This is a genomic window from Caballeronia sp. M1242, from assembly GCF_017220215.1.
GTDB lineage: Bacteria > Pseudomonadota > Gammaproteobacteria > Burkholderiales > Burkholderiaceae > Caballeronia.
The window spans coordinates 832,487-857,378 of record NZ_CP071130.1; the positions used below are offsets into that span (position 1 = coordinate 832,487).

General features: G+C 64.5%; 23 protein-coding genes. 9 read left to right on the forward strand and 14 right to left on the reverse strand.

The features are described 5' to 3' along the window. The first annotated feature begins 3 nt into the window (after positions 1–3). Positions 4–1,110 (forward strand): acetate/propionate family kinase, encoded by a 1,107-nt coding sequence (locus JYK05_RS17315; RefSeq protein WP_206468417.1) that lies wholly within the window; start codon positions 4–6, stop codon positions 1,108–1,110. 107 nt (positions 1,111–1,217) lie between these two features. On the opposite strand, the gene JYK05_RS17320 is transcribed toward JYK05_RS17315, so the two are convergent. From JYK05_RS17320 to JYK05_RS17360, 9 genes are all read right to left on the reverse strand, one after another. Beyond that, positions 1,218–2,555 (reverse strand): MFS transporter, encoded by a 1,338-nt coding sequence (locus JYK05_RS17320; RefSeq protein ID WP_206468420.1) that lies wholly within the window; start codon positions 2,553–2,555, stop codon positions 1,218–1,220. Positions 2,556–2,635: 80 nt separating this feature from the next. After that, positions 2,636–3,553 carry a hydroxymethylglutaryl-CoA lyase gene (locus JYK05_RS17325; protein ID WP_206468423.1) on the reverse strand — a complete coding sequence of 306 codons (918 nt, stop codon included), beginning with the start codon at positions 3,551–3,553 and terminating at the stop codon, positions 2,636–2,638. After that, positions 3,550–4,743 carry a CaiB/BaiF CoA-transferase family protein gene (locus tag JYK05_RS17330; protein WP_206468426.1) on the reverse strand — a complete coding sequence of 398 codons (1,194 nt, stop codon included), beginning with the start codon at positions 4,741–4,743 and terminating at the stop codon, positions 3,550–3,552. Before JYK05_RS17330 ends, JYK05_RS17325 begins: the two co-directional genes overlap by 4 nt. A 131-nt stretch (positions 4,744–4,874) precedes the next feature. Continuing rightward, positions 4,875–5,795: a LysR family transcriptional regulator gene (locus JYK05_RS17335; protein WP_206468428.1), complete on the reverse strand. Its 921-nt coding sequence runs from the start codon at positions 5,793–5,795 to the stop codon at positions 4,875–4,877. 6 nt (positions 5,796–5,801) lie between these two features. Continuing rightward, positions 5,802–6,188 (reverse strand): PaaI family thioesterase, encoded by a 387-nt coding sequence (locus JYK05_RS17340; protein WP_206468431.1) that lies wholly within the window; start codon positions 6,186–6,188, stop codon positions 5,802–5,804. Between the two features lie 115 nt (positions 6,189–6,303). Then, complete coding sequence (locus tag JYK05_RS17345; RefSeq protein WP_206468434.1) at positions 6,304–6,795, reverse strand: hypothetical protein; 492 nt, start codon at positions 6,793–6,795, stop codon at positions 6,304–6,306. A gap of 309 nt (positions 6,796–7,104) precedes the next feature. Then, entirely contained in the window at positions 7,105–7,311 is a 207-nt protein-coding gene (locus JYK05_RS17350; RefSeq protein WP_175940671.1) for a hypothetical protein, read from the reverse strand. A gap of 164 nt (positions 7,312–7,475) precedes the next feature. After that, positions 7,476–8,648 carry an FAD-binding oxidoreductase gene (locus tag JYK05_RS17355; protein ID WP_206468437.1) on the reverse strand — a complete coding sequence of 391 codons (1,173 nt, stop codon included), beginning with the start codon at positions 8,646–8,648 and terminating at the stop codon, positions 7,476–7,478. Between the two features lie 34 nt (positions 8,649–8,682). Continuing rightward, on the reverse strand, positions 8,683–10,182 hold the full coding sequence (locus JYK05_RS17360) for an aldehyde dehydrogenase family protein (RefSeq protein WP_206468439.1): 1,500 nt from the start codon (positions 10,180–10,182) through the stop codon (positions 8,683–8,685). Between the two features lie 210 nt (positions 10,183–10,392). Here JYK05_RS17360 and JYK05_RS17365 point away from each other — a divergent pair, with 210 nt between their 5' ends. Continuing rightward, complete coding sequence (locus JYK05_RS17365; RefSeq protein WP_206468442.1) at positions 10,393–11,013, forward strand: helix-turn-helix domain-containing protein; 621 nt, start codon at positions 10,393–10,395, stop codon at positions 11,011–11,013. Here JYK05_RS17365 and JYK05_RS17370 read toward each other — a convergent pair. Continuing rightward, positions 11,007–12,452 (reverse strand): cytochrome P450, encoded by a 1,446-nt coding sequence (locus JYK05_RS17370; protein ID WP_206468446.1) that lies wholly within the window; start codon positions 12,450–12,452, stop codon positions 11,007–11,009. The two genes, JYK05_RS17365 and JYK05_RS17370, sit on opposite strands and share 7 nt — an antisense overlap. Before the next feature lie 330 nt (positions 12,453–12,782). Between JYK05_RS17370 and JYK05_RS17375 the strand changes: the two genes are divergently transcribed. Further along, entirely contained in the window at positions 12,783–13,610 is an 828-nt protein-coding gene (locus JYK05_RS17375) for a shikimate dehydrogenase (RefSeq protein WP_206468449.1), read from the forward strand. A gap of 224 nt (positions 13,611–13,834) precedes the next feature. Beyond that, positions 13,835–14,299 (forward strand): hypothetical protein, encoded by a 465-nt coding sequence (locus JYK05_RS17380; protein ID WP_206468452.1) that lies wholly within the window; start codon positions 13,835–13,837, stop codon positions 14,297–14,299. A 319-nt stretch (positions 14,300–14,618) separates the two neighbouring features. Here the strand turns inward: JYK05_RS17380 and JYK05_RS17385 are convergent, their stop codons facing one another. Then, complete coding sequence (locus JYK05_RS17385; RefSeq protein WP_175941857.1) at positions 14,619–15,824, reverse strand: hypothetical protein; 1,206 nt, start codon at positions 15,822–15,824, stop codon at positions 14,619–14,621. A 574-nt stretch (positions 15,825–16,398) separates the two neighbouring features. Here JYK05_RS17385 and JYK05_RS17390 point away from each other — a divergent pair. Next, a complete protein-coding gene (locus tag JYK05_RS17390; RefSeq protein ID WP_206468455.1) occupies positions 16,399–16,878 on the forward strand; it encodes a hypothetical protein in 480 nt (159 codons plus the stop codon). A gap of 3 nt (positions 16,879–16,881) precedes the next feature. Here JYK05_RS17390 and pdxY read toward each other — a convergent pair whose 3' ends face one another. Then, positions 16,882–17,763 carry a pyridoxal kinase PdxY gene (gene pdxY, locus JYK05_RS17395; RefSeq protein WP_206468457.1) on the reverse strand — a complete coding sequence of 294 codons (882 nt, stop codon included), beginning with the start codon at positions 17,761–17,763 and terminating at the stop codon, positions 16,882–16,884. A gap of 396 nt (positions 17,764–18,159) precedes the next feature. On the opposite strand from pdxY, the gene glgC reads away from it, so the two are divergent. From glgC to JYK05_RS17415, 4 genes are all read left to right on the forward strand, one after another. Further along, entirely contained in the window at positions 18,160–19,434 is a 1,275-nt protein-coding gene (glgC, locus tag JYK05_RS17400) for a glucose-1-phosphate adenylyltransferase (protein WP_206468459.1), read from the forward strand. Positions 19,435–19,512: 78 nt separating this feature from the next. Continuing rightward, positions 19,513–20,976 (forward strand): glycogen synthase GlgA, encoded by a 1,464-nt coding sequence (gene glgA / locus JYK05_RS17405; protein WP_206468461.1) that lies wholly within the window; start codon positions 19,513–19,515, stop codon positions 20,974–20,976. 70 nt (positions 20,977–21,046) lie between these two features. After that, positions 21,047–21,847 carry an SDR family oxidoreductase gene (locus JYK05_RS17410; RefSeq protein ID WP_206468463.1) on the forward strand — a complete coding sequence of 267 codons (801 nt, stop codon included), beginning with the start codon at positions 21,047–21,049 and terminating at the stop codon, positions 21,845–21,847. Between the two features lie 7 nt (positions 21,848–21,854). Beyond that, positions 21,855–23,291: a dihydrolipoyl dehydrogenase gene (locus JYK05_RS17415; protein ID WP_206468465.1), complete on the forward strand. Its 1,437-nt coding sequence runs from the start codon at positions 21,855–21,857 to the stop codon at positions 23,289–23,291. Between the two features lie 83 nt (positions 23,292–23,374). Here the strand turns inward: JYK05_RS17415 and JYK05_RS17420 are convergent, their stop codons facing one another. Continuing rightward, positions 23,375–23,731: a hypothetical protein gene (locus tag JYK05_RS17420; protein ID WP_206468467.1), complete on the reverse strand. Its 357-nt coding sequence runs from the start codon at positions 23,729–23,731 to the stop codon at positions 23,375–23,377. 261 nt (positions 23,732–23,992) lie between these two features. Then, on the reverse strand, positions 23,993–24,880 hold the full coding sequence (gene mmsB / locus JYK05_RS17425; protein WP_206468469.1) for a 3-hydroxyisobutyrate dehydrogenase: 888 nt from the start codon (positions 24,878–24,880) through the stop codon (positions 23,993–23,995). Between the last annotated feature and the right edge of the window lie 12 nt (positions 24,881–24,892).

The following is a 24,892-nucleotide window of genomic DNA, read 5'->3' on the forward strand; positions in this document are numbered from 1 at the left end:
GCGATGACACAGGGCATCGTGGTGTTGAATAGCGGTTCGTCGTCGCTGAAGTTCGGCGTGTTCGTGCCACGCGGTAACGACGAACAGGCATGGCTCACGGGCAGCGCGAAAGGCATCGGGCGCGAGAATGGATCGCTTTCCATGCGCTCGGCGGATGGCAGCATCGATATCTCGCAGGATCATCTGATGGAGTCGCAACACGACGCATTGCAGCGCGTCGCCGATGCCCTTCGCGAGCACTTGCACGAGCCGCTTGCGGCGGTGGGGCATCGCGTCGTGCACGGCGGCCCGCGTGTGCGCGCGCATTGCGAACTGACGCCGGAAGTCAAGCAGCGCCTCAGCGAAGCGGTTGCGTTCGCGCCGCTGCATCTGCCGCAGTCGCTTGCGCTGATCGACGAAGCGCAGCGCATCTTTTCCGGCATGCCGCATTTTGCATGCTTCGATACGGTGTTCCATCGCACGATGCCGGAACGTGCGACGCGCTTCGCGTTACCGCGTGACTATGCGGAACGCGGCGTCGTGCGTTATGGATTTCACGGGCTGTCCTATGAGTACATCGTGAGCACGCTGGGCGACGCGGTGCCCTCGCGCGTCGTGATCGCTCATCTGGGGTCCGGCGCGAGTCTTTGCGCGCTGAAAAACGGCCGTTCCGTCGATACGTCGATGGGCATGACGCCGACAGGCGGCATCCCGATGGCGACGCGCAGCGGCGATATCGACCCGGGCGTGATGATTCATCTGCTGCGCAACGAATCGCTCGACGCCGACGCGTTGGAAGCGCTCGTCAATCGTTCGAGCGGCCTCAAGGCGCTGTCGAATTCCGACGACGACATGCAGACCCTCCTCGCCCGCCGCGATAAGGGCGATGCAGACGCGGCGCTCGCGATCGACGTGTTCTGTGACGCGATCCGAAAGACCATCGGCGCGTATGCGGCCGTGCTCGGCGGGCTCGACCTGATCGTGTTCAGCGGCGGCATTGGCGAGCACAGCGAGGCGATTCGCGCGCAGATACTCGAAGGACTGGCGTTCCTGAATGCGCCGCATCGCGTCGTGCCTACCGATGAGGAAACGCAGATCGCGCGTCATTGCCGGCGCTTGCTTGCCGGCTGACTCTGTGCTGATTGCATGCTGCACGGTGCATCGTGCATGCAGCATGCACGATGCAAAACGCCCGGCGGCAGCGATGCTCGCCGGGCGCTCGCCGTACCGCTTAAGCCTTAACGCGCACTTGCAGCATGGTCTCGCTGCCGCAACGCCTCCGGCAAGCCGAACAGCAACAACAACGCGCAGACGACGCTCATTGCGCCGATTGCATACAGCGCGGGCGTCGTGCTGCCGGTGACATCGCGAATACGACCGACCATCACCGGGCTCACGATTCCGCCCAGCTGCCCAAGTGTGTTGATGAGCGCGATGCCGCCCGCCGCGCCGGCGCCCGTCAGCAGCTTCGGCGGCAATGCCCAGAAGGCGGGGATCGAAGCGATGACGCCCGCGCCCATCACGCCGAGCGCGACGATCAAGAACGTCGTCTGCTTGTCGAATGCGCCTGCCGCGAAGAAACCCGCCGCAGCCATCAGGAGCAGCGCGCAGACGAACTTGCGGCGCTCGCCGGATGTGTCGGACATGCGCCCCACGACGACCATGCACACCGCTCCGCAGATATACGGAACCGCCGTCAACAAGCCGATGATCGTCGGATTATGCGTACCCGCCGCGCGAATCAGATGCGGCGCCCAGAAATTGAGGCCGTACGACGCGATCTGGATCAGAAAGTAGATGAGGCCGAGCATTAGAAAGCCGGGTGTCCGGATCGCGCCGAAGAGCGAATGCCCCGTCGTCGTCGCCTGACTTTGCGTCGCGATCTGGCTCTTGAGCGTGCTCTTCTCCGCGCTGGTGAGCCACGCGGCATCGTCGATGCGGTCCTTCAGCACCTTGAGCACGAGCACGCCCAGCAGCACGCAAGGCAAGCCGCCGAGCAGGAAGAGCCAATGCCATCCCGCGATGCCGAGCACGCCGTTCATATGCCCGAGCACGAGGCCCGACAATGGCGCGCCGACGAGCCCCGAGAACGCGGATGCGAGAAACAGCAAGGACGTGATCCGCCCGCGATAGCTGGCCGGAAACCATAACGTCAGGTAGTAGAGCACGCCGGGCGCGAAGCCGGCTTCCATTGCGCCGATGACGAAGCGCAGGGCATAAAACTGCCATTCGGTCTGCACGAAGACCATGAGCGCGGTCGCGATTCCCCACGAGATCATGATGCGCGCGATCCAGCGCCTCGCCCCGACCTTGTACAGCAACAAATTGCTCGGCACCTCGAATAAGACGTAACCAATCACGAAGAGGCTTGCACCGAGACCGTAGGCGGTGTCGGAAAAGCCGAGCGTGCTTTGCAGTTGGAACTTAGCGAAGCTGATGTTGATACGGTCGAAGAACGCGAACAGATAACACAGCATGATGAGCGGCATGAGCCGCCATGCCACTTTCCGAACGATGTCGCTCGTGTTCTGCAATGCCTGCGGCTTGTCCGCGGCGGATACGCTTAGGTCGCTCATGATTGTCTCCTTGTTTGTCCGTCCGTGATCGGAATTGTTATCGGACCGGCTGCTTCAAATGGCTCGCTGTGATGGGGTACTCAATCGGGCACGGGATGCAGGTCGCTATTGCGCCCGGCCTTCGCCACCTGCCCCGGCACCTCATGGCCGACGAGCGCAGGCAGCGTGCGGGACAGCGCGATCAGTCTCTCCAGATCGATGCCCGTCGGAATGCCCATCTCGTCGCACATGTTCACGAGGTCTTCGGTGCAGATGTTGCCGGATGCGCCGGGCGCGAATGGGCAACCGCCTAGCCCGCCTAACGCGGCATCGAAGCGTCGCGCGCCGGCGTCGTATGCGGCCAGCACGTTGGCGAGTCCCAGACCGCGCGTGTTATGGAAGTGCAGCGTCAACGCGGCAGCCGGAACATGTTCGAGCACTCGTAATACGACGCGCTCGACCTGACGAGGATTCGCCATTCCCGTCGTATCCGCCAGCGTGATTCCCTCGATGCCCATCTCGCGATAGCTGCGGACAATGGACACGACGCGGTCTTCATCGATGTTGCCCTCGAAAGGACAGCCGAAAGACGTGGCCACCGTGCCATTCAGACGTATATTCGTTGTCCTAACTATCTCCGCGAAGCCATCGAGCGATGCTTGGCAACTCATGCGCATGTTCGCGCGATTGTGCGTCTGGCTTGCCGACATCACGAGGTTCAGTTCATCGGCTCCTGCCGCGACCGCGCGCTGCGCGCCCTTCACGTTCGGCACCAGCGCGACGTACACCACGCCTGGCGCGCGTCGGATGCCGTGGAAGACCGCATCGCCATCGCGCAGCGCGGGAATCGCCTTGGGCGAGACGAAAGAGCCCGCCTCGATGCGCGTGAAGCCGCACGCCGAGAGCCCGTCGATCAGCGCGATCTTGTCTGCGGTCTCGACCCATTTCGCCTCGATTTGCAAGCCGTCGCGCGGCGCGACTTCCTGCACGATCAACTGTTCGCTGTAATCGCGCGTCATTGGATGGCTCCTTCGGCGCGCAGGCGTTGCACGTCGCTTTCGTCGAAGCCGAGGGAAGCGAGCACGCTTTCCGTGTGCTCGCCGAGAGCCGGGCCCTGCCAGCGCACTTCGCCCGGCGAGTCGGAGAGCTTGGGCACAATGCCTGGCATCTTCACCGATACGCCGCCCGGCAAGCTGGCCTGCAATAGCATGTCGCGCGCCTGATAATGCGCGTCGCCGATGATGTCAGCGACCGAATAGATACGGCCGGACGGCACGTCCGCGTCTTCGAGCGCGGCCAGCACGTCGTTCATCGCGCGATGCGATGTCCACGCGCCGATCGCTTCATCGAGCATCGCGCTGTGGCGCACGCGGCCATCGTTATGAGCGAGCGCGGGATCGTCGGCGAGATCCGGGCGGCCGATGACCTGCATCAGGCGCTTGTAGATGGGATCGCTGTTGCCCGCGATCACCACGAAGCCGCCGTCTTCCGTGCGGTACGTGTTCGACGGCGCGATACCCGGCAACGCACCGCCGCTACGCTCGCGCACGTGCCCGAGCAAGTCGTACTCGGGAACCAGGCTTTCCATCAGGTTGAACACGCTTTCGACGAGCGATACATCGACGACCTGCCCGTCGCCCTGCCCCGTCTTCACACGCAGCAGGGACATCAACGCGCCGATCACGCCATGAAGCGACGCGAGCGAATCGCCCAGGCTGATGCCGACGCGCGCCGGTGTGCCGTCCGCGTCGCCGGTTGTATACCGAATGCCACCCATCGCCTCGCCGATCGCGCCGAAGCCCGGACGATCGCGGTATGGACCTGTCTGTCCATAGCCGGAGATGCGAACCATCGTGAGTTTCGGGTTTATTGCATGCAAAACGTCCCAGCCGAGCCCGAGTTTTTCTAGCGCGCCGGGCCGCATGTTTTCGATGACGATGTCCGCATCGGCGGCCAGACGCTTGATGACGTCCGCCCCGTCGGGCGACTTGAGATTCACGCAAACGGACTTCTTGTTGCGCGACTGGAGATACCACCAGAGCGACGTGCCCTCGTGGAGTTTTCGCCATTTGCGAAGCGGATCCCCGCCATTGGGCGCCTCGATTTTGATGACTTCCGCGCCGAACTCGGCCAGCATGCGCGCGGCAAACGGTGCGGCAATCAGCGTGCCGATCTCGATGACGCGAATGCCCGTAAGCGGTCCGCTCATGTTGCTTGTCTCCGTGAATGTATCGTTGAAGACAAGCTTATGGGCGGCGCACGCGCCACGTCCAACCGCATTTCGGCAAGCACCGTTCGTCAAACGCGAACGCTCGGCGATCAGCGATCAGCGATCGGCGATCAGCGCTGCGCGGCTTCTATCGAACGAAGATGGTCGTATAGCAGCCGGCTTACCGGGGACAGCGCCGTCGAATCGCGCACGACGATGATGAGACTGCGCGCGGCCCACGCTTCGTCCAGCGGAACGGCCGCGAGTCCGAGCTGCCGCCCCATCGCCTCGAACACTGCGAGCGGCAACACGCCTACGCCCATGCCGGCCTGCACCATGCGGCACACGGCATCGAAGCCGGGCACGTGAATGCGCAGCCGCAGCGGCTTGCCCGCCTGTCGCGCGGCGAGGTGCGTGCGCGCGTTGATGGAACTGGCCGAATGCAGGCCGATGTGATCGAAGTCGAGCGTATCGGCGAAGGACACGCATTCGCGCATGGCAAGCGGATGATCGCCGGGCGTGACGATAATCAGCCGATCATGTCGATAATGCGTGCTTTCGAGGCCGCGCGTATCGGCTTCGCCCGAACAGATGCCGAGATCCACGAGGCTGTCCAGCACGCCATCCACGATGCCGGCGCTCGGCCGCTCTTCGAGATCGATCTTGATCTGGCCGTGCGCGGCGGAGAAGGCCCGCAGGTCTTCCGGCAAGAACTCCACGATGGCCGAGAGGTTCGCCATCATGCGCACGTAGCCGCGCACGCCGCTCGCATGCTCGGCCAGTTCGATGCCAATGTTCTCGACATCGCGCAGCACGCGGCGGGCGTGATGCAGCAGCGTCTCGCCGGCGGGCGTCAGCGCCATGCCGCGCGCCTTGCGTTCGAAGAGCGCGGCGCCGACGGCCTGCTCCAGTTCCAGCAGCCGCTTGCTGGCCGCCGACACCGCGATGGCCTCGCGATCCGCCGCACGGGTGAGCGTGCCTTCCTCGAAGACCGCGACGAAGAGTTGAAGTGTCGTGAGGTCGAGACGCCGCAGCAGGTTCTTGAGCGCCATGACCCTTCAGCGCGCGTACTTGAAGGTTCCCTGCGCGCTCGCGATCATCACGCGATCGTCGACCCACGCCTCGCCGCGCGCAAAGTACACGGAGCGTCCCTTGCGTTCGAGAAAGCCTTTGGCCACGACCTTATCGCCGATGCCGCGATCGAGGTAATTCACCGTGAGCGAGAGCGTGAAGCCGTGAATGGGAGCAGATGCCGTCGTGAAGAGACCGGTGTAGCCGCAGGCGGCATCCAGCAGCGTGGCGATTGCTCCGCCCTGCAAGATGCGCTGGCGGTTGAGATGGCCTGCATGTATCGGCATCGTGAATTCCGCGTAGCCGTCGCGCCACGCGGTGAGTGTCGCGCCGAGTGCTTCGAGGAAAGGATTGTCGAGATCCAGATTCGCCAACTGTGCGCCTCCCTGCGTCAGAGCTTCTTCGTCGCGTCGACTTTTGAGCTTGGGAGGATTGTGCCATCGCAGGGCCGCGCCTGCGCGCGCCGGCCCCGGCAAGGACGACGCAGGTTCAGCGCAGACGAGGTTTCAGATGAAGCGCGATGAGCGTCAGCGTGGCGAGCTTCGTCAGGCATTCGACGGTCGAAAGAATGGCGAGCCACGGCGCATGCCCGAACTCGCCGGGCAGTTCAGGCGCGATGGCGAGCACGCTCGTGACGCACACGAACAACAGCAGATAGCGCGCGAAGCGCCGCCCGCGCAGCGCAAGCCCCGCGATCAGCATCAGGAGCGCCTTGGCCGTCAGCACGGCGGCGATCTGTTGACCGCGGCTGTCCGCATCGATTTCCCACGGCACTTCGAAGAGCGACCACGCGACCATCACGCACGTCGAGGCCGCGAGTGCCCGCCGCAGGCCGTCCGCGTCGTTGCGCGCGTCGATGAACGAGCGTCCGCGCACAGGCGAGTCGATGCGGTGCGCACGGTCGTCGATTTCCGACGAAACAGTGGACAGGGAAGGCGGCAATCGTGGCTCGACTGCCGCGTGTTCATCGACGTGCATCATACGGCGCTCCAGCGACGCGAACGAGACGCGCAAAAAAAAAGGCGCGGTGAGATATATAGGCAGGCACTTTCTGCATACGCCAGCGTAGGCGTTCAGAAAGAAAACGGATTCGAGCGACGCACTGTTTTCTTCTTGCGTCGGCGCAATGCTTTGTAACGATGGAATGTGGCGAACCGACCGCGACGACTGCGCGTCTCTTACGATACGCAGATCCGCCGTTCGGCGCGAATTGCCTTTGGCTATCGATATTCGCTGCGCGCCCATTCTCGAATGCCGAATTGCCGCGCAACGAATCGCAGTGCAAAACGCTTAGTTATATCCGCGAACCACGCAGGACTTTTGTTCCTCTTCTGTTTTTTCTCCCGCGAAACGGCCGCATACGTCGGCAACATATTCCGGTTCGGCGCACACCTGGCTAGAGCGGTGGGAAGCCGTTGCAGTCGAGTCGCCCGGGGCCTGCTGATCGTCCATCCATTCTGCAAAATGCGCGTGTTGCGTATTGGATCGAGCATCCATCTTTGCCTCCTGTTTACACTCGAATAATCGAGACATATTCAGCATGCGCTTCCTCGGGCCAAGTGGCCCTAGTGGATTTCATCGATAGACGCGAGGAAAGACGGTGTCGATCATTTAAAAAGTGCCCGCATAAAGCGTATTCGCGACGTACGAAACAACATTCCCTAAACGACGTTTTTCTCCACAATCGGCCGGCCTTCCATGACACGCGCCCAACCGAGCGGCGCTAGATCGAGTGTCGTATAGCGGCCATTCAGAATCAGTTCGCTGACGCCGCGCCCGGTTGCCGGGCCGTGCTGCAGGCCGTGTCCGCTAAAGCCGCTTGCAAAGATGCAATTGTCGATGGCCGGATGAAAGCCGATTATCGCGTTCTGATCCAGCACGTTGTATTCGTAATAGCCGGACCAGCAGCGCTCGACCCGCAACGCCTCGAACTGCGGCACGCGATGCGCGAGCGTCGGCCAGACCACGTCGTCGAAAAGGGCGTGGTCCACTTCGTCGAGCGGAAGGTCGTCGGGGTCGTTATCCGCCGATGGCGACGTCCCGCAAATATACGTGCGCCCTTCCGGGCGGAAATAGACGCCGGTCGGGTCGATCAGGAGCGGACACGCGTCGAGCTTCGCCGGTGACGACACATTGAAGATGCTGCGTCGCCGCGCGTGTACCGGAAGGTCGATGCCGAGCATCGCCGCAATGGCACGCGACCACGCGCCGGCCGCATTCACGACCATATCGCACGAATATGCTTCGCCGTTCGATGCGCGCACGCGCGTCACGCGCCGCCCTTCACGTTCGATGCCGGTCACGTCTGCCGTCACGTAACGCGCGCCGAGCGACTGCGCCTTGCGTCGCAACGCCTGCACGAGGCCGTAGCCATCGAACCAGCCTTCGCCACGCTCGCCGAATGCGCCCGCCGCCAAGTCGTCCGTATTGAGCCACGGAAAGCGCGCCCGCAACGCGGCGGGATCGAGCAGCGTGATGTCGGCGCCGAGCGCGCGTTGCATCGCATGATTCTCGCGCAACGTGTCTTCGCCGCGCGGCGTCGCGAGAAAGAGATAACCGCCTTCGTGCAAGTCGATGGACGGCCGCTCGCCGTTCACTTCGAGCCGCTCGCCGATGTCGCGCAGGAACTCGATGCCGAACAGCGACATGCGCACGGAGAGCGGCGTCGAGAACTGCTGGCGGATCGATGCCGCCGACAACGCAGACGACGAGCGCGCGTAAGTCGGATCGCGCTCGATCACCGTGACCTGCACGCCCGGGTCCGATGCCCGCAAGAAATACGCGACCGAACTCCCGATCACGCCGCCACCGACGATCACTACCTGTTGAGCCACGCCGCCCCCGTCGCAGTCGTTTGCGCTGAACGCTTCAGCCGAGATTGAAGTCGATGCCCTGCGCGAGCGGCAATTCGGACGAGTAGTTGATCGTGTTGGTCGCGCGGCGCATGTAGGCCTTCCACGCGTCCGAGCCCGATTCGCGTCCGCCGCCCGTTTCCTTTTCGCCGCCGAACGCGCCGCCGATTTCCGCGCCGCTCGGCCCGATGTTCACGTTCGCGATGCCGCAGTCGCTGCCCGACGCGGACAGGAATCGCTCGGCTTCGCGCAGGTCCGTGGTGAACGCGCACGACGACAAGCCATGCACGGCCGCGTTGTTCAGCGCGATGGCTTCGTCGAAAGCGCGGTAGCGCATCACATAGAGAATCGGCGCGAACGTTTCATTTAGGACAACTTCGGTTTGCGCGGGCATCTCGACGAGCGCGGGGCGCACGTAGTAGCCGTTCTCGCAGCCTTCGACCGTCACGCGCTCGCCGCCGAAGACCTTGCCGCCCTCGCCCTTCGCCTGTTCCAGCGCGTCCTGCATGCGCGCGAACGACTGCACGTCGATGAGCGGCCCCATCAACACGCCGTCGTTCAACGGATTGCCGATGGGCACTTTCGCGTACAAGTCCTTGAGACGCGCGACGGTTTCATCGTAGATGCTGTCGTGGACGAAGAGACGCCGCAGCGACGTGCACCGCTGGCCCGCCGTGCCGACCGCCGAAAAGAGGATGCCGCGCAGCGCTAGATCGCGATTGGCCGTCTCTGAAACGATGCCCGCGTTATTGCCACCGAGTTCGAGAATCGAGCGGCCGAAGCGGCGCGCGACCTCAACGCCCACCGCGCGGCCCATTTCCGTGCTGCCCGTCGCACTGACGATATCCGAGCGCTTGTCCGCGACGAGCTGCGTGCCGATGTCGCGGTCGCCGATCACCACTGCCGCGAGTCCCGGTGGCGCGCTGCCGAACTCGTCGAGCGCTTCGCGAAAGATGCGATCCACGGCGAGCGCGGTCAGCGGCGTTTTCTCCGACGGCTTCCAGACGACCGCATTGCCGCACACGAGCGCGAGCGCCGCGTTCCACGACCAGACCGCGACCGGAAAATTGAACGCGGAAATGATGGTGCAGACGCCGAACGGATGCCACGTCTCCGCCATGCGATGCCCCGGTCTTTCCGATGCGATCGTCAGACCGTAAAGCTGCCGCGATAGGCCGACGGCGAAGTCGCAGATGTCGATCATCTCCTGCACTTCGCCGAGTCCTTCCTGCAGGATCTTGCCTGCTTCCAGCGAGACGAGCCGCCCGAGCGCGGTCTTCTTCTCGCGCAAGCGATTGCCGAGCAGCCGCACGAGTTCGCCCCGCCGCGGCGCGGGCACGTTGCGCCAGTGAGCGAACGCGGTGCGCGCCTGAGCGAGCGTGGCGTCGACCTCGGCGGCGGTATGGCGCTTCACGCGCCCGATGACCTGCCCCGTGATCGGCGACGTGACGGCGAGGTCGCCGTCCTCGACGAGCCCTGCAATGCCGAGGTCGGAAAGAATCGATTGAGCGTCCACGGTGGAATCCTCTCGTGCTGCTGCGTTGAACGGTGCGCCGACGTGTTTCTGATCAGAAACTTCGCGCGGTTGCGAGAGACTATACGCGCGGATGCGCCGCGCTACAACGTCGCCAATATACGGGTTCTCACGGGGCGAGGCGGCTGGCAAGCGGGGCCTCGGAAGCTCAGCTCAATGCTATTATCGGAAACAAAATTTCCTCGCATCGTGATGACGAACCTTCCCACTCGCCAGTTGCCCGAGCAGTCCGCCGCCGATCTCGGCCGCCGCGTCAGACAGGCGCGCGTGGCGCAGGACATGACGCTCGACACGGCGAGCCGCTTGTGCGGCGTGTCGCGCTCGGCGCTCTCGAAGATCGAGAACGGGCTGATGTCGCCCACTTTCGATGTGCTTCAAAAAATCGTGCGCGGCTTGCGCATCGATCTGGGCGAACTCTTCGGCAACACGAGCGCGTCGAGCGCGAGCGGACGGCGCGCGCTCACGCGCCGCGATCAGGGCCAGCGCCACGCGTATCGCGGCTATCAGATGGAACTGCTCGCCACCGAACTCGCGCACAAGGCGATGCTGCCGTTTCGCATCCGCATCTCCGCGCACACGCTCGACGCCTTCGACGATTGGGGCCGCCACGAAGGCGAGGAGTTTCTGTATGTGATCAGCGGCAGCGTCTGCCTGTACTCGGAACTCTACGCGCCGACGCATCTGAACGCCGGCGACAGCATCTACTTCGACAGCCGCACCGGGCACGCGGCGATCTCCACGAGCGAAGAGGACGCCGAAGTGCTGTGGATGGCCACCGGAGGCGGCGTGCCTGCCGCGCCAAATGCTCAGTGAGACGCGACGGATCTATCGCGCAATTGAAGCCGCATCGGCATTTCGCTCGGCACCATCGTGAAGGCGCAGACTTCGTGGATGTTCGCCGGATCGGTCGCGAGCCGCGCGACGAAGTTCGCCGTCAGCATCGACACGACGAGCCGCATTTCCACCGACGCGAGATGCCGCCCCGGACACACGCGCGGTCCGGCGCCAAATTGCATCCACGCGCGGGGTTCATGCGTCGGCGCGTCCGAGTCCCCATCTCGCCGACGATCGCGCAGCCAACGCTGCGGGTCGTAGCGCGCGGCGTCGGCGAAATGGCGCGCATCGAGCATGGCGGGGCGATTCAGCATGAACATCTTCGTGCCCGCCGGTAAGCGCACGCCGGACAACTGCACGTCTTCCAGCGGCTCGAACGACAAATACGGCGCGACCGGATGCAGGCGGCCCGCCTCGGTGCAGACGGCTTCGCACGAATCGAGTTCGCGCATGGCGTCATACGTCGGGCACACGGGCGCGTCGCCGAGCGCGTGGCGAGCATCGGTGGCCACGCGCGCCTGAAGCGCATCGTCGGTGCCGAGAAACAGCAGCGCCCAGGCAATCGACGTCGCCGTCGTGTCTTCGCCCGCCACCAGTAGCGTCATCACGTTGGCGGCGACATCGTCGTCGGTGATGTCGGCGCCGGGCGCGTCGCGCAGGGCGAGCATCGCTTCGAGCAGATTGCGTGGCTCCTCCTGTGGCTGCATGCGTTCGCGCGCACGGGCCATGAGCGCGCGAATATAGCGATGCACTTCGGCCATCGCGTGTTCAAAGCGGCGGTCGCGCGGCATCTTCAGATAGCGCCAGTACGCGAAGGGCGCATTCACGCGCGCCATCAGCATCGGCAGAAGAAGCGCGAGGTGCTGCTGGATGAGGTCGCCTTCCCGTTCCAGCGTGTTCGGATCTTCGCCGAAGGCGAGCGCGCTCGTCGCATCGACGGTGAAGCGCTTCAGGTCCGAAATCATGTCGACGACCCTGCCCGAGCGCGCCGCCGCTTCCCAGCGCCGCCGCAGCCGGTCGGTGATGGCCGCGAGCGTCGGATAGAACGCCTTGATGTGCGGAATGGAGAGCGCCTGCATGACGAGGCGGCGTTGCGGCAGCCACGCCGCGCCTTCCACCGAAAAGAGCCCGTTGCAGCCAAACTCCTTCAACACGGCTTCGATCGGCTCGTAACGCCGGTAGCGATGTGGCCGCTCGCGCATCACGGCATGGCTCAGTTCGATGTCCGACCACACCGTGACCGGCGTGCGGCCGAGCCGGAACACGTACGGCGTGCCGAGCTCGGCGGCCCAGCGTTCGAGCGTCAGATGATGCGTCGCGGGCGGCAGCTGATGCAGATTGCCGATGAGCGGCAGACCGCGCGGCGACGGCAAGTCGTGGACTTCACGCGCGGGAGCGATGGCGGTCGCGACTGACATGATCGGCCTCGGAAGGGGCTTGATCTGCAAAGGATAGTGCAGGGTTAGCGGATAGAGGTCGTGTGCTGCTCTGCGTTCGCGCGTGTCGTCATCGTCGCGCACTGCGCAGAGGGCGTCAGCGGCTCGGCCGCCTGCCTGCTTTTGCAGACGCGGTTTTCTGCGTGTGTATTCCTCTTTTAACTAAGCGGAGGCGCAGCGGTTCGACCGTTAGTTGCTTCTCACGATGGACTTCATTGAAGCCCTTTTCAATCTCCACTACAGTTCGCCATCCACGCATTTTTCACATCGACGCACGCGCTTCCCCGCGCGTCCAACGGAGAGACCCGACGCATGGCGCACGACACATCCTTTTCCGCATCGCTCGATGCGGGCCTGAGCGGCGCGACCCGCGTGTATTTCATCGTCGGCGATCCGATCGCGCAGGTGCGCTCGCCCTCCGGCGTCACGGCGGCGATGCGCGCGGCCGGCCGCGACGCGATCGTCGTTCCCGCGCATGTCGCGCCGGGCGATCTCGACGCCTTCTTCGCCGGCGTGACGCCGATGCAGAACGTCGACGGCATCATCATCACGGTGCCGCACAAGTTCAGCGCCGCGCGTTACTGCCGCACGCTCACCGACGAGTCGACGTTCCTGGGCGCGACCAACATGCTCCGACGCAATGCCGACGGTGCGTGGCACGGCGGCATGTCCGACGGCGTCGGCATGGTCGCCGCGCTCGCGGACGCAGGCTGCGAGCCGGCTGGCAAGCGCGCGTTGTTGATCGGCGCGGGCGGCGCGGGCTCGGCCATCGGTCACGCGCTGATCGAGGCCGGCGTGGCGTCGCTCGCCATTCGGGATTTCGATGCCAAGCGCACCGGCGCGCTCGTCTCGCGGCTCGCATCGCTGGGACGCGGCGCAGTGAGCATCGCCGATGACGGCGACGCGGCGACACACGACATCGTCGTGAACGCGTCGCCAGCCGGCATGCGGGCAGGCGATCCGCTGCCCTTCGACGTATCGCGCCTTCCCGCGACCACGTTCGTCGGCGATGTCGTCACCAAGCCGCCCATCACGCCGTTTATCGAAGCCGCCCGAGCTCGCGGGTGTCCGACCGTCACGGGCACGCAGATGTTCGGCCGCGTCTGCGACGCCATCGTGGACTTCCTGTTGCGCGATTGAATCGGCGGCTGGCGGAATCGGAGGAGTCTGGTTCAAATAGGCACGGCGCTGCTGCACCATACCGCGGCGCGCGCGCCTCCCTCAGCCGCGCATGCCGGCTGCCGTCGATACATCGGCTCGCCGCCCTTTTCGGGCGGCATTTTTTTGTCCGATGCTTCGCGGCTCTTGCGGCACAGACGCTCGACGTCGAACGGAGGGTTTTCAGAAGCTCAATGAAGGCTCCAATGAAATTGTATCAACGCATCGTCAAATGCCCGGCGCTGACTGGCGTCGCCGTCGTCGCATGCGCGCTGCTCGCGGCGTGCGCAAGCGGTCCGGGCGCATCCGGCGCGCTTCCCGCCGACGCCCGGCTCGCCAACGCGCGCATCGCGGACAAGCAGTATCTGACCACGGTGGCGACCGGCGCGGCGTCGTCGTCGGGGCCGGCGGTGAGCGTCGGCGGCGGCGGCGTGGGCGGAAGCGGCTGGAGCGGTATCGGCGCGGGCGCGGGACTCAACTTCGATCTGACGAGCCTCTTCGACAAGACGCCGGAGCAAACCGCGAAGGTGTATCGCTACGGCGTACAGACCCGCGACGGCGCGAAGCGGGAAATCGACAGCACGCTCGATGTGCAACCCGGCGCCTGCGTCACGACGATCGATTCGGCGCAGCCCGGCTATCCGCGTCTGATGTCGTCGAACGAGTGCTGATTCGCGTCTAACGCAATCAGCTTCGGCGACGGACACCGATAGAAATGCGCGGATCGCCATAATCCCGCCAACGCGAAACTCAGTGCTACCAAATGCCGGTTGAGTCGGCCATCCGGCCTTGCGATACTCACCTGCATCCAGTTGTCTCCTCACGCGTCCGTTCCCCCATTCGGGACAGTCTCGCAACGGACGCGCTCTCGCCGCCTACCCCGGGCGGCTTTTTTTTGGCCAGCGCAACGAAAACGGGCGGCGTTCAACAAACGCCGCCCGCCTGTCTCGCCGCCGTTTCCGGCGACGCTTACCGCTTACCGCTCATCGCTTATTGCGGCTCATACCACGAGTACGTGGGGAGGGAGCTGACCGGCGAGCCGATCTGGAAAGTGATATCGCGATGCGAGGTCAGCACGATGTCGCGCGGATCGCCGAGGTATCGCCGGACGTCGCCGTTGTCGTTGATATAGACGACGACGTTGCCCTGGACGCCCGCGACGTTCGTCGTCGTCAGCGGCTGGCCCCAGATGTCGAAGAACTGCCCGAGCGTATAGGTCTTCACGTTCGGCGTCTCGATATGGATGATGCCGGTCTGGTCATGCGTGTGCATCTCATAGTTGCAGCTTCCCGGAATGCCGACCTGCTTCGGGAATTGCAGCCACTGACCGTCCTTGATGATCGCGACGTGCGCGTGGACGTGGAACGTCTCCGCCATGCCCGCGCCGCAGACGATGCCGTCGATGGTCGAGCCCGTCGCCGTGCCGCCCACCGGCCAGGCAGCCGTGTCGCCGACGACGCCGCCATACACTAGCGTGACCGGGTTAGTGTTGAACGCGGGCGGATCGATCCACGTGTAGGTGGGGATCTGCGCGGGCGGCGTGCCGATGGCAAGCGTCACTTCGCCGTGCTGCGGCAGGACGAGACTGGCGAGATCGCCCGTGTACTTCTGAAGCGCGCCGCCCGTGTTCACCCACGCGGTGACCGTCCCGGTGAGCCCCGCCACGTTGGTCGACGAAAGCGGCTGCCCCCACACGGCGAAGAACTGGCCGAGCGTGTACGACGCATTGCTCGTTTCGTCCATGCGGATCTTGCCGGTGTTGTCGTCGGTATGCACCGGATAGACGCAGCCCGTCTGCAACGCCAGGCTCGGCGCGACAGTGCCGATACCCGCGGGCAGCGCCAGCTGTTTGCCGTTCTGATAGATGGACAGATGCGAGTAGCTGTACGTATTGCCCGCGACCGCGCAGTTGAGGCTGCTCACCTGCTGGCCCGTGCCGCCGCTCGCGGTCGAGCCGCTTGCCCATTGCGCCGCGCCGATCGCGGTGCCGTCGACCACTTGCGTCGCTGCCGCGAGGGTCGGCGTCACCGTAGTGGAACCGCTCGGCGTACTTGCGCCCGAGCCGCTGCCTGTCGTCGTGGTCGTGCCCGTTCCGTTCGAACTGGTTCCACCGCCACCGCCGCCGCAACCGGCCAGTAAAACTAACGCGGCTGCCGAAGCGAGCGCGCCAATCCAACGAGTATGTTTTCCTTCCATGTCTCAACTCCGCCTATCGTTAAATAAATTCGTTGCGGCATGCGCTTTCAGGCGCACAACGCTCCGCGATGGCATGCGCATGCATGCCTTCTGCGTGAATCGAGCATCAACAAAACGTCGCGCGCGACATGAGACCGGGCGAAACGTGTGTTTCGCTCGGAGGCGCTGGTCTCATGCGCGCAAGTTTTGCCTATATGGCTTTTGCATGCGGTCGAATAAGCCCGACACATGCACTGGCCACAGAATCACGCCTTGAAGGGCGCTATTTGTAGTGGCTCAAGGAATCTGAGCAATAGAAAAACGTCTACCTGCGAATCGGGTAAATCGCTGGTGAAACGAAGCGTAACGTTCAAGCCTATTTGCCGCAAGTGAATTTGTCGGGCTTTTGAACGAGCGTGGTTATCGCGCAGCTATTAATCATTCAAATGACGAGACAAAAAGATTTGGGAAGACAAAACAAAGTATTAATCCGCAATGTCGCGGCTAACGCCAATTGACACTCACTGGCGCCGCGTGAAAGCATCCACGCGCATTGCCTCGCGCAAACCGCGCCGCTCTCTATCGGAGTGCTCACATGATTTTTCACGCGTCCATTCCCGCCCGCGACCCGAAGCACGTCGCGCACGTGCTCGCCGAACTATGGGACGGCTTTGCCGCGCCCTTCTCTCCATTTCCCGATGCCTGGATGGCCGTTGCGGGCGACGAGCGCGGCAGCATCATCGAGGTTTATCCGAGCGATCGCGTGATTACGCCCGGCGGCGGACACGAAACCAGCGTGAGTTACGGCGCGGGCACGGTCGAGCGGCCGCAATACAGCGCGTTCCATATGGCTATCGCGACGCAGCGCAGCGCCGCCGACGTGCTGGCGATCGGCGAGCGCGAAGGCTGGCGTGCCGTGCGTTGCACACGCGGCGACCATTTCTTCGACGTGATCGAGTTCTGGATCGAGAACGCCACGATGCTCGAATTCCTCACGCCCGAGATGCAGGCCGAGTATCTGGCGTTCGCCACGCCCGAGAATTTCAGGGCGATGGCGGCAGCGGCTGCCGCCTGATCTTCAGCGGGCGGCGGCGGGCGCGTTACCGGTCACACGAATGGCGGGAAAGCGGTCGGTCGGTTTCGCGATCTCGTCTTGCGACGCCACGATCTCCAGCTCGTAGCGGCCCGCCTCGTAGGTGGCCTTCACCACGGCGTTGACGGCCGCGAGCGTATGTTCGAGCGCGTTGCGCAGCGAATCGCCGAGCAGCGTGCGCGCGACGAACACCGCGCTCGTGAGATCGCCCACGCCGACCGGCTGCCGCGCAAACGGATACAGCGGTCGCTGAACGAACCACGCTTCATGCGGACTGACGGCGAGCATGTTGAACGTATCGGCGCGGCTGTTGCGATCCAGCAGATGCTTCACGAGGACGACGCGCGGCCCACGCGCGATGACTTCGCGGCAGGCATCGACCGCTTCCTCGACGGTCTCGATGGTCCGCCCCGTGAGCTTCTGAAGCTCGTTGTGATTGGGCATGATCGCATCGGCGACTTCGGGCATCGTCGTGACGAGGAAATCTTCGATGCCGGGCGCGACCGTGCAGCCGCCTTCCACGCCCATCACCGGATCGCAGAAGTAAAGCGCGCGCGGATTCACCGCCTTCACCATCTTCACGATCTCGACGACGGCGCGGCCCTGTTCCGTCGCGCCGAGATACCCGGAGAGCACCGCGTTGCAGCGCGCGAGCACGCCGATCGCGCCGATGCCTTCGATCACGCTTTGCAGTTCCTCGGCATCCACCACGCCGCCGGTCCAGCGGCCGTATTGCGTGTGATTGGAAAACTGCACCGTGTTGAGCGGCCAGACGTTGACGCCGAGCCGCCGCATGGGAAAGACCGCCGCGCTGTTGCCCGCATGCCCGAACACGACGTGCGACTGGATACTCAGGACATTGTTCATGTTGTCATTTCCGGGATTGCGTGAGAGCGGTCAGGATGGATCGGCGGTACGTTCTGTATTGTGCCGCCCCAACGCCCCGCGCGGCATCGCGTGCTCGTTATAAATTGCGGCGCCGCATTTTGTCCAGTCGCGCGCATGCAACAGCGCCGCCGCGTCACACCCCGCGCTTCGCGACACGCGCTCTGGCATGTGCCTTGCTCAGTGCGCTCGACGACCAATGCCTGCCGGCAACAAAAATTCGAACGCCAGCCCCGCAGGATTCGAACGCGCGCCGATAATGCTACGAACATCAACGCGCGCACCGCCCGACGCAGCGGCCGCCAAACCCTCGAGGATCGAAGCACCGCCTAGCATCCACACGACATCAACAGACGCAGGTCAAAATCAGGAGCCGACATGGAGACGCCGTCAAAGAATCGCACCGACTTGCAGAAGTCCACGCTCGCAATCGTCCTCGCGGGCGGTCGCGGCACGCGTCTCGGGCCGCTCACGGACAAACGGGTCAAACCCGCCGTCCACTTCGGCGGCAAATACCGCATCATCGATTTCGCGCTGTCCAATTGCCTGAATTCGGGCATTCGCCGCATCGCGGTGGTCACGCAGTACAAGGCGCATTCGCTGTTGCGCCATCTTCAGCGCGGCTGGGGTTTCCTGCGCGGCGAGTTCAACGAATTCATCGACATCTGGCCGGCGCAGCAGCGCGTCGATTCGAGCTGGTATCGCGGCACGGCCGACGCCGTGTTCCAGAACCTCGACATCATCCGGTCGATCGCGCCGGAATTCATCATCGTGCTCGCGGGCGATCACGTCTACAAGATGGACTACACGCGCATGGTGCTCGACCACGTCGAGAGCGGCGCGGACTGCACGGTCGGCTGCATCGAAGTGCCGCGCATGGAAGCGACGGCCTTCGGCGTGATGCACGTGGACGAGAACCGCCGCGTCACCGCTTTCCTGGAGAAGCCCGCCGATCCGCCCGCCATGCCGGGCAAGCCCGACATCGCGCTCGCGAGCATGGGCATCTACGTGTTCAGCGCGAAGTATCTGTATCACCTGCTCGAAGAGAACATCGCCGCGTCGAGCACGGACCACGATTTCGGCAAGGACATCATTCCGCGCGTCGTGACGAGCGGCCGGGCGATCGCGCATCCGTTCGGCATGTCCTGCGTCACGTCCGACAACGATCCGAACGCGCCCGCCTACTGGCGCGATGTCGGCACCGTCGATGCCTACTGGGCCGCGAATCTCGATCTCGCCTCAACCATTCCGCAACTCGATCTCTACGACCGCAAGTGGCCGATCTGGACCAATCAGGAACAGTTGCCGCCCGGCAAGTTCGTGCGCGACCTGAACGGCCAGCAAGGCGCGATCACGAATCTGCTGGTCTGCGGCGGCTGCGTAATCTCCGGCTCGCAGGTGTCGAAGTCGGTGTTTTCGTCGGCGGTGCGCGTGCACTCGTTCTGTAACATCAATGAGGCAGTCTTGTTGCCTCAGGTGACGGTGGGTCCGAGTTGCCGGTTGCAGCGCGTGGTGATCGACCGGGGCTGCACGGTGCCCGAGGGTCTCGTGATCGGCGAGGATCCCGAAGAAGACGCCGCGCGGTTCTTCCGCACCGAGTCGGGCGTCACGCTCGTCACGCGCGATGCCCTCGCGCGGCTCGCCGAGCGCTGATCGCGAGTCCAGGCCGGACCGGGGGCGGGCGCGCCGCTCGCCCGATAACGCAGTCAACCATAATCGACGGGAGCGCCGATGACCGTATGCGTGCTGCATGTCGCAGCAGAGATGTTTCCGCTTCTGAAAACCGGCGGCCTCGCCGATGTGGTCGGCGCGCTGCCGCCGGCGCAATCGCAACTCGGCGCGGACGTGCGCGTCGTGCTGCCCGGCTTTCCGGCCGTGATCGCCGGGCTCTCCGATATCCAGCCGGTGACGAGCCTCGGCGCGGCATTCGGCGCCGGCGACGTGCGCCTCGAACGCGGCGTGTTACAGCCGCACGGCGTCGTGGTCTATGTGGTGCGGGCCGATCAGTTCTATGATCGGCCGGGCAATCCGTATCTGGACGCGTCGCACAAGCCGTACGCCGACAGCGACCGCCGCTTCGCGCTGCTCGGCTGGAGCGCCGCGCGCATCGCGACGGGCGCCGATCCCGCGTGGCGGCCGCATATCGTCCATGCGCACGACTGGCACGCGGGCCTCGCGCCCGCGTATCTGCGCGCGTTCGAGCGTGGCGGCTCGCCGCGCGTGCCGACCGTCATGACCGTGCACAACCTGGCGTATCAGGGCGTCTTTCCCACGTCGCAATTCGGCGCGCTGCAATTGCCGGCCGATTTCTTCGCGGTCGAGGGCGTCGAATTCTACGGCCAGACGTCGTTTCTCAAAGCCGGCCTGTACTACGCGGACCGCATCACGACTGTCAGCCCGACCTACGCCCGCGAAATCCAGACGCAAGCGCAGGGCGCGGGCCTGCACGGCCTGCTGCAAACGCGCACGCACGACATCAGCGGCATTCTGAACGGCGTCGACTATGCGATCTGGAGCCCCGCTATCGACGACGCGATCGCCACCCGCTATACCGCCGCGAAACCCGCCGGCAAGAGCAAGTGCAAGACGGCGCTACAGGAGCGCATGGGACTCAAACGCGACGACGACGCGCTGCTCTTCGGCGTCGTCAGCCGGCTCACCGAGCAGAAAGGCATCGATCTGCTGCTGTCGGCGGTGCCCGAGATCGTGCAGCGCGGCGGGCAGCTCGTCGTGCTCGGCACCGGCGACCCGGCGCTGGAAACCGGCCTCAAGAACGCCGCGGCGGCGCATCCGGGCGCGGTGGCGGTCGAGCTGGGCTTCGACGAAACGCTCTCGCATTCGATCATCGCGGGCAGCGACGTCGTGATGGTGCCGTCGCGCTTCGAACCCTGCGGGCTCACGCAGTTGTACGCGCTCGCCTACGGTTCGTTGCCGCTCGTGCATTGCGTGGGCGGCCTCGCGGATACGGTCGTCGATTGCTCGCTCGAGAATCTCGCCGACGACACGGCCACCGGCTTCGTTTTCGACCGGTTCCAGCGCGCGGGCATGGTCGCTTCGATTCGCCGTGCGTTTGCGCTGAAGGCGCGGCGCACCGAGTGGAAGACGGTCGTCAAGCGCGCGATGACGCAGAACTTCGGCTGGGAGACGGCGGCGCAACGTTACGCCGAGGTCTACCGGCAACTCCTCGGCGCGTGAGAATGCGTCGCATGTCGGGCGCGCACCTTGCTGCGGCTTCACATCGAATCAACCGACATCAGGAAGGCTCATGCAAAAAGCCCTCGCAGGCCAGATTGCGCTCGTGACCGGCGGCAGCTCCGGCATCGGCGCGGGCGTCGCGAAGGCGCTGGCGGACGCCGGCGCGCACGTCGCCATCAACTATCACTCGCACGCGGAGCCGGCTGAAAAGCTGGCCGACGAGATTGCGGCGCTCGGCGGCGAGGCGTTCGCCGTCGGCGCGGACGTTTCGGACGAGAGAGCCGTCGACGCCATGTTCGACGCCGTCGTGCAACGCTACGGCACGGTGGATATCGTCGTCGCGAATTCGGGATTGCAGCAGGACGCGAAGTTCGTCGACATGACGCTCGATCAGTGGCGCAAGGTCATCGACACGAATCTGACCGGGCAATTCCTGACGGCGCAGCGCGCGGTGCGCGAGTTCGTGCGGCGCGGGCCGCGGCCGGTGTCGAAGGCGCTCGGCAAGATCATCTGCATGAGTTCGGTGCACGAAGTCATTCCGTGGGCGGGGCATGTGAACTACGCTTCGTCCAAGGGCGGCATTCAGATGCTGATGAAGTCGCTCGCGCAGGAGGTCGCGCCGCAGCGCATTCGCGTCAATTCGATCGCACCGGGCGCGATCCGCACGCCGATCAACCAGGACGCGTGGGATTCGAAGGAAGCGCTCGACCGCCTGCTGACACTCGTGCCGTACGGACGGATCGGCGAGGTGGACGACATCGGCCGCGCCGCCGTCTGGCTCGCGTCCGATGACAGCGATTACGTCGTCGGCACGACGCTCTTCGTCGATGGGGGCATGACGCTGTATCCGGGCTTCGCCGACAACGGCTGATCCGCCTATGAACACGATCGAAGTGGATGTCGCCGTGATCGGCGCGGGCACGGCGGGCATGGCCGCGTTTCGCGCGGCGCGCGATGCGGGCGTGAAGGCAGTGCTGATCGAAAGCGGCGAACTCGGAACGACGTGCGCGCGCGTCGGCTGCATGCCGTCGAAGTTGCTGCTCGCCGCCGCGAACGGCCTGCACGACGCCCGCTCGCTCGCGGCGCGCGGCATCGAAGGCACGCACGCCCTCGATGCCGACTCGGCGCGCGTCATGGAGTACGTGCGCGGGGAGCGCGATCACTTCGTGCGCGGCATCGTCGAGGAAATCGACGCGTTCCCGGACGGCTCATTGCTGCGCGGACAGGCGCGCTTCGAAGCGCCGGGGCGTCTGCGCGTCGGCGAAAGCACGCGGGTCGAGGCGAAAAGCGTCGTCATCGCGACGGGCGCGGCGGCCAGCGTGCCCGACGAGCTCAGAGTCTTCGGCGACAAGCTCATCACGAGCGACGATCTCTTCGAACTGCGCAGGCTGCCCAAGCGCATGGCCGTGTTCGGCACCGGTCCGCTTTCGCTGGAATTGGGGCAGGCGCTCGCGAGACTGTCGGTGGAAGTCTTCATGTTCGGCAAGGGCGGCAGCGTGGCGGCGCTCTCCGACACGCCCGTGCGCGAAGCGCTGACGGCTGCGCTCGCCGACGAGTTCTATCTCGATCCGGACGGCCGAATCGAGGATATGTCGTTGCAAGACGGCCGGCCGACGCTGCGCTTCAAGTCACGCGACGGCGCCACGCGCACCGAACAATTCGACCTCGTGCTCGCCGCCACGGGCCGCGCGCCGAATCTGAAGCCGCTCGCGCTGGAACACGCCGGCATCGAACTGAACGAAAAGGGCGTGCCGCGCTTCGACGAATCCACGATGCAGTGCGGCGACAGCGCTATCTTTATCGCCGGTGACTGCGACGGCACGCGTCCGTGGCTCCAGGACGCCGCCGACGAAGGCAAGCTCGCCGGCGAAAACGCCGCGCGTTTCCCCGACGTGCAGCCGGTGAAGCGCAAGATTCCGTTCTCGATCGTGTTCTGCGAGCCGCAAGTCGTGATCGTCGGCGCGTCGTACGAATCGCTCGACAAGCAGATGACGGTGACGGGCGCGGTGTCGTTCGAAACGCAGGGACGCAGCCGCGTCATGCGCCAGAACCGCGGCCTGCTGCACGTCTACGCCGACGCGAAAACCGGCCGACTGCGCGGCGCGCAAGGCTGCGGCCCGGCGCTCGAGCACGTCGGCCATTTGCTCGCCTGGGCGATTCAGCTCGAACTGACGCTCGACGACGCGCTGAAGCTGCCGTTCTATCACCCGGTCGTCGAGGAAGGCTTGCGCACCGCATTGCGCGACGCCAGCAACAAGTGGTACGCCGAACGCGCCGCCAAGCCGCCAAACCTCGCGAGCGCGGCGGGCTGCTAGTACGACGCGCTGCGGAAAAAGACAAAGGCCGGCTGTCGAAACAGCCGGCCTTTGCTTTGTGACGAAAGAAACTACGCCATGGATCAGCTTCCGCTCAACCCATATTGCAGCGCAAGGTCGAAGCCGAGCACGACCATCGAGCAAAACAGCCCAAGCAGCAGATTTGCCAGCCGGTGGCCGACATCTTTATGGCGCGTCAGCACGGCCCCCGCGAGGAACGCGATTTCCACGATAACCTGCATGGCGAACACGGCGATCATCAATGCGAACTCGTAGCCCATCGCATTGAAGTTCATGAAGTTGAAGCCGTTCACCGCAACCCAGGATCCCACTCGCCAGGCTTCGTATGCCAAAAGCAGCAACGGAAAGAAATAGCTGGCTACGTAAGTCGGCATCGTGGCATGCCGGAGTTCCATATTCAAATGACGTGTAACTTGCATCGCGTGCTCCTCATCTGATCGCCCGAAAGACCGGGCTCGTCGCCTGCATCGGAGGCGCGCGCGACACCGTTTCTCCTGGTGTGGAACTGAACGGCACACGCGCGTCGTGCTTTCAGAATAGGACATTTTTTTGGAAAGCGAATCATCGTAATCCCGATGACTCCGTCCAGTAAGCCACAGCGCGAAGCATTGTGCAGTGCAACTTAATAAAGCAGTTATTCCGGCTCTCAGATTCGGCACGCACGTGCGTGCCGAATCCGCTCATAAATGCTTGCCGTATAACTTGATGATGCCTGAAAAATCGAGTCCGCCGAGACCTTGCTGACTCATCGATTGATAGAGTTGCTGCGCGATTGCGCCCATGAAAACAGGCTGCTTTGCGCCGCGCGCCGCATCCACGGCGAGGCCGAGATCCTTCAGCATCAGGTCCGCGCCGAAGCCGCCGCTATAACCGCGCGATGCCGGCGCTGTCTCGACAATACCCGGATACGGATTACACGTATCCGAACTCCAGCACCGCCCCGTCGACGTGTTGATGATCGCAGCCAGCTTCGAAGGATCGATGCCCAGCGTTTCGCCGAGCTTCATCGCTTCGGCGACGCCGATCATCGAGATGCCGAGCAAGAGGTTGTTGCAGATCTTCGCGATCTGTCCGGTGCCCGTCTCGCCGCAGCGCACCATGTTCTTGCCCATGCCCGAAAGCACCGGCCGCAGCGTTTCGAAGAGCGCCTCGTCCGCGCCGACCATGAAGGTGAGCGTGCCCGCCTGCGCGCCGACCACGCCGCCCGACACCGGCGCATCCGCGAACGGATTGCCGTGCGCCGCCGCGGCCTCGCCGATGAGCTTCGCGGTGGCCGGATCGATCGTGCTGCTGTCGATGAGCGGCACGCCCGCGCTTACGCCCGCCAGCACGCCGTCATCGTTCAAATAGACGGCTTTGACGTGCGGCGCGGCGGGCAGCATCGTGATCACGACTTCCGCGCCTTCCGATGCGGCGCGCGGCGAATTGGCGAGCGTCGCGCCCGCCGTTTTGGCCGCGTCGAGCGCGGGCGGCGAGAGATCGAAAGCCGTCACCGCGTGCCCCGCCTTCAGCAGATTCGCGGCCATCGGGCCGCCCATGTGCCCCAGTCCGATAAAACCGATTCGCATCGCGTGTCTCCT

Coding starts and splice junctions, on each gene's coding strand:
- JYK05_RS17385 (WP_175941857.1), bottom strand. CDS start 15,824: ATGGAAGGAAAACATACTCGTTGGATTGGCGCGCTCGCTTCGGCAGCC.
- JYK05_RS17365 (WP_206468442.1), top strand. CDS start 10,393: ATGACGAACCTTCCCACTCGCCAGTTGCCCGAGCAGTCCGCCGCCGAT.
- JYK05_RS17330 (WP_206468426.1), bottom strand. CDS start 4,743: ATGAGCGGACCGCTTACGGGCATTCGCGTCATCGAGATCGGCACGCTG.
- JYK05_RS17325 (WP_206468423.1), bottom strand. CDS start 3,553: ATGACGCGCGATTACAGCGAACAGTTGATCGTGCAGGAAGTCGCGCCG.
- JYK05_RS17390 (WP_206468455.1), top strand. CDS start 16,399: ATGATTTTTCACGCGTCCATTCCCGCCCGCGACCCGAAGCACGTCGCG.
- JYK05_RS17415 (WP_206468465.1), top strand. CDS start 21,855: ATGAACACGATCGAAGTGGATGTCGCCGTGATCGGCGCGGGCACGGCG.
- JYK05_RS17380 (WP_206468452.1), top strand. CDS start 13,835: ATGAAATTGTATCAACGCATCGTCAAATGCCCGGCGCTGACTGGCGTC.
- JYK05_RS17375 (WP_206468449.1), top strand. CDS start 12,783: ATGGCGCACGACACATCCTTTTCCGCATCGCTCGATGCGGGCCTGAGC.
- JYK05_RS17315 (WP_206468417.1), top strand. CDS start 4: ATGACACAGGGCATCGTGGTGTTGAATAGCGGTTCGTCGTCGCTGAAG.
- glgA (WP_206468461.1), top strand. CDS start 19,513: ATGACCGTATGCGTGCTGCATGTCGCAGCAGAGATGTTTCCGCTTCTG.
- JYK05_RS17410 (WP_206468463.1), top strand. CDS start 21,047: ATGCAAAAAGCCCTCGCAGGCCAGATTGCGCTCGTGACCGGCGGCAGC.
- JYK05_RS17370 (WP_206468446.1), bottom strand. CDS start 12,452: ATGTCAGTCGCGACCGCCATCGCTCCCGCGCGTGAAGTCCACGACTTG.
- mmsB (WP_206468469.1), bottom strand. CDS start 24,880: ATGCGAATCGGTTTTATCGGACTGGGGCACATGGGCGGCCCGATGGCC.
- JYK05_RS17320 (WP_206468420.1), bottom strand. CDS start 2,555: ATGAGCGACCTAAGCGTATCCGCCGCGGACAAGCCGCAGGCATTGCAG.
- JYK05_RS17350 (WP_175940671.1), bottom strand. CDS start 7,311: ATGGATGCTCGATCCAATACGCAACACGCGCATTTTGCAGAATGGATG.
- glgC (WP_206468459.1), top strand. CDS start 18,160: ATGGAGACGCCGTCAAAGAATCGCACCGACTTGCAGAAGTCCACGCTC.
- JYK05_RS17335 (WP_206468428.1), bottom strand. CDS start 5,795: ATGGCGCTCAAGAACCTGCTGCGGCGTCTCGACCTCACGACACTTCAA.
- JYK05_RS17345 (WP_206468434.1), bottom strand. CDS start 6,795: ATGATGCACGTCGATGAACACGCGGCAGTCGAGCCACGATTGCCGCCT.
- JYK05_RS17420 (WP_206468467.1), bottom strand. CDS start 23,731: ATGCAAGTTACACGTCATTTGAATATGGAACTCCGGCATGCCACGATG.
- pdxY (WP_206468457.1), bottom strand. CDS start 17,763: ATGAACAATGTCCTGAGTATCCAGTCGCACGTCGTGTTCGGGCATGCG.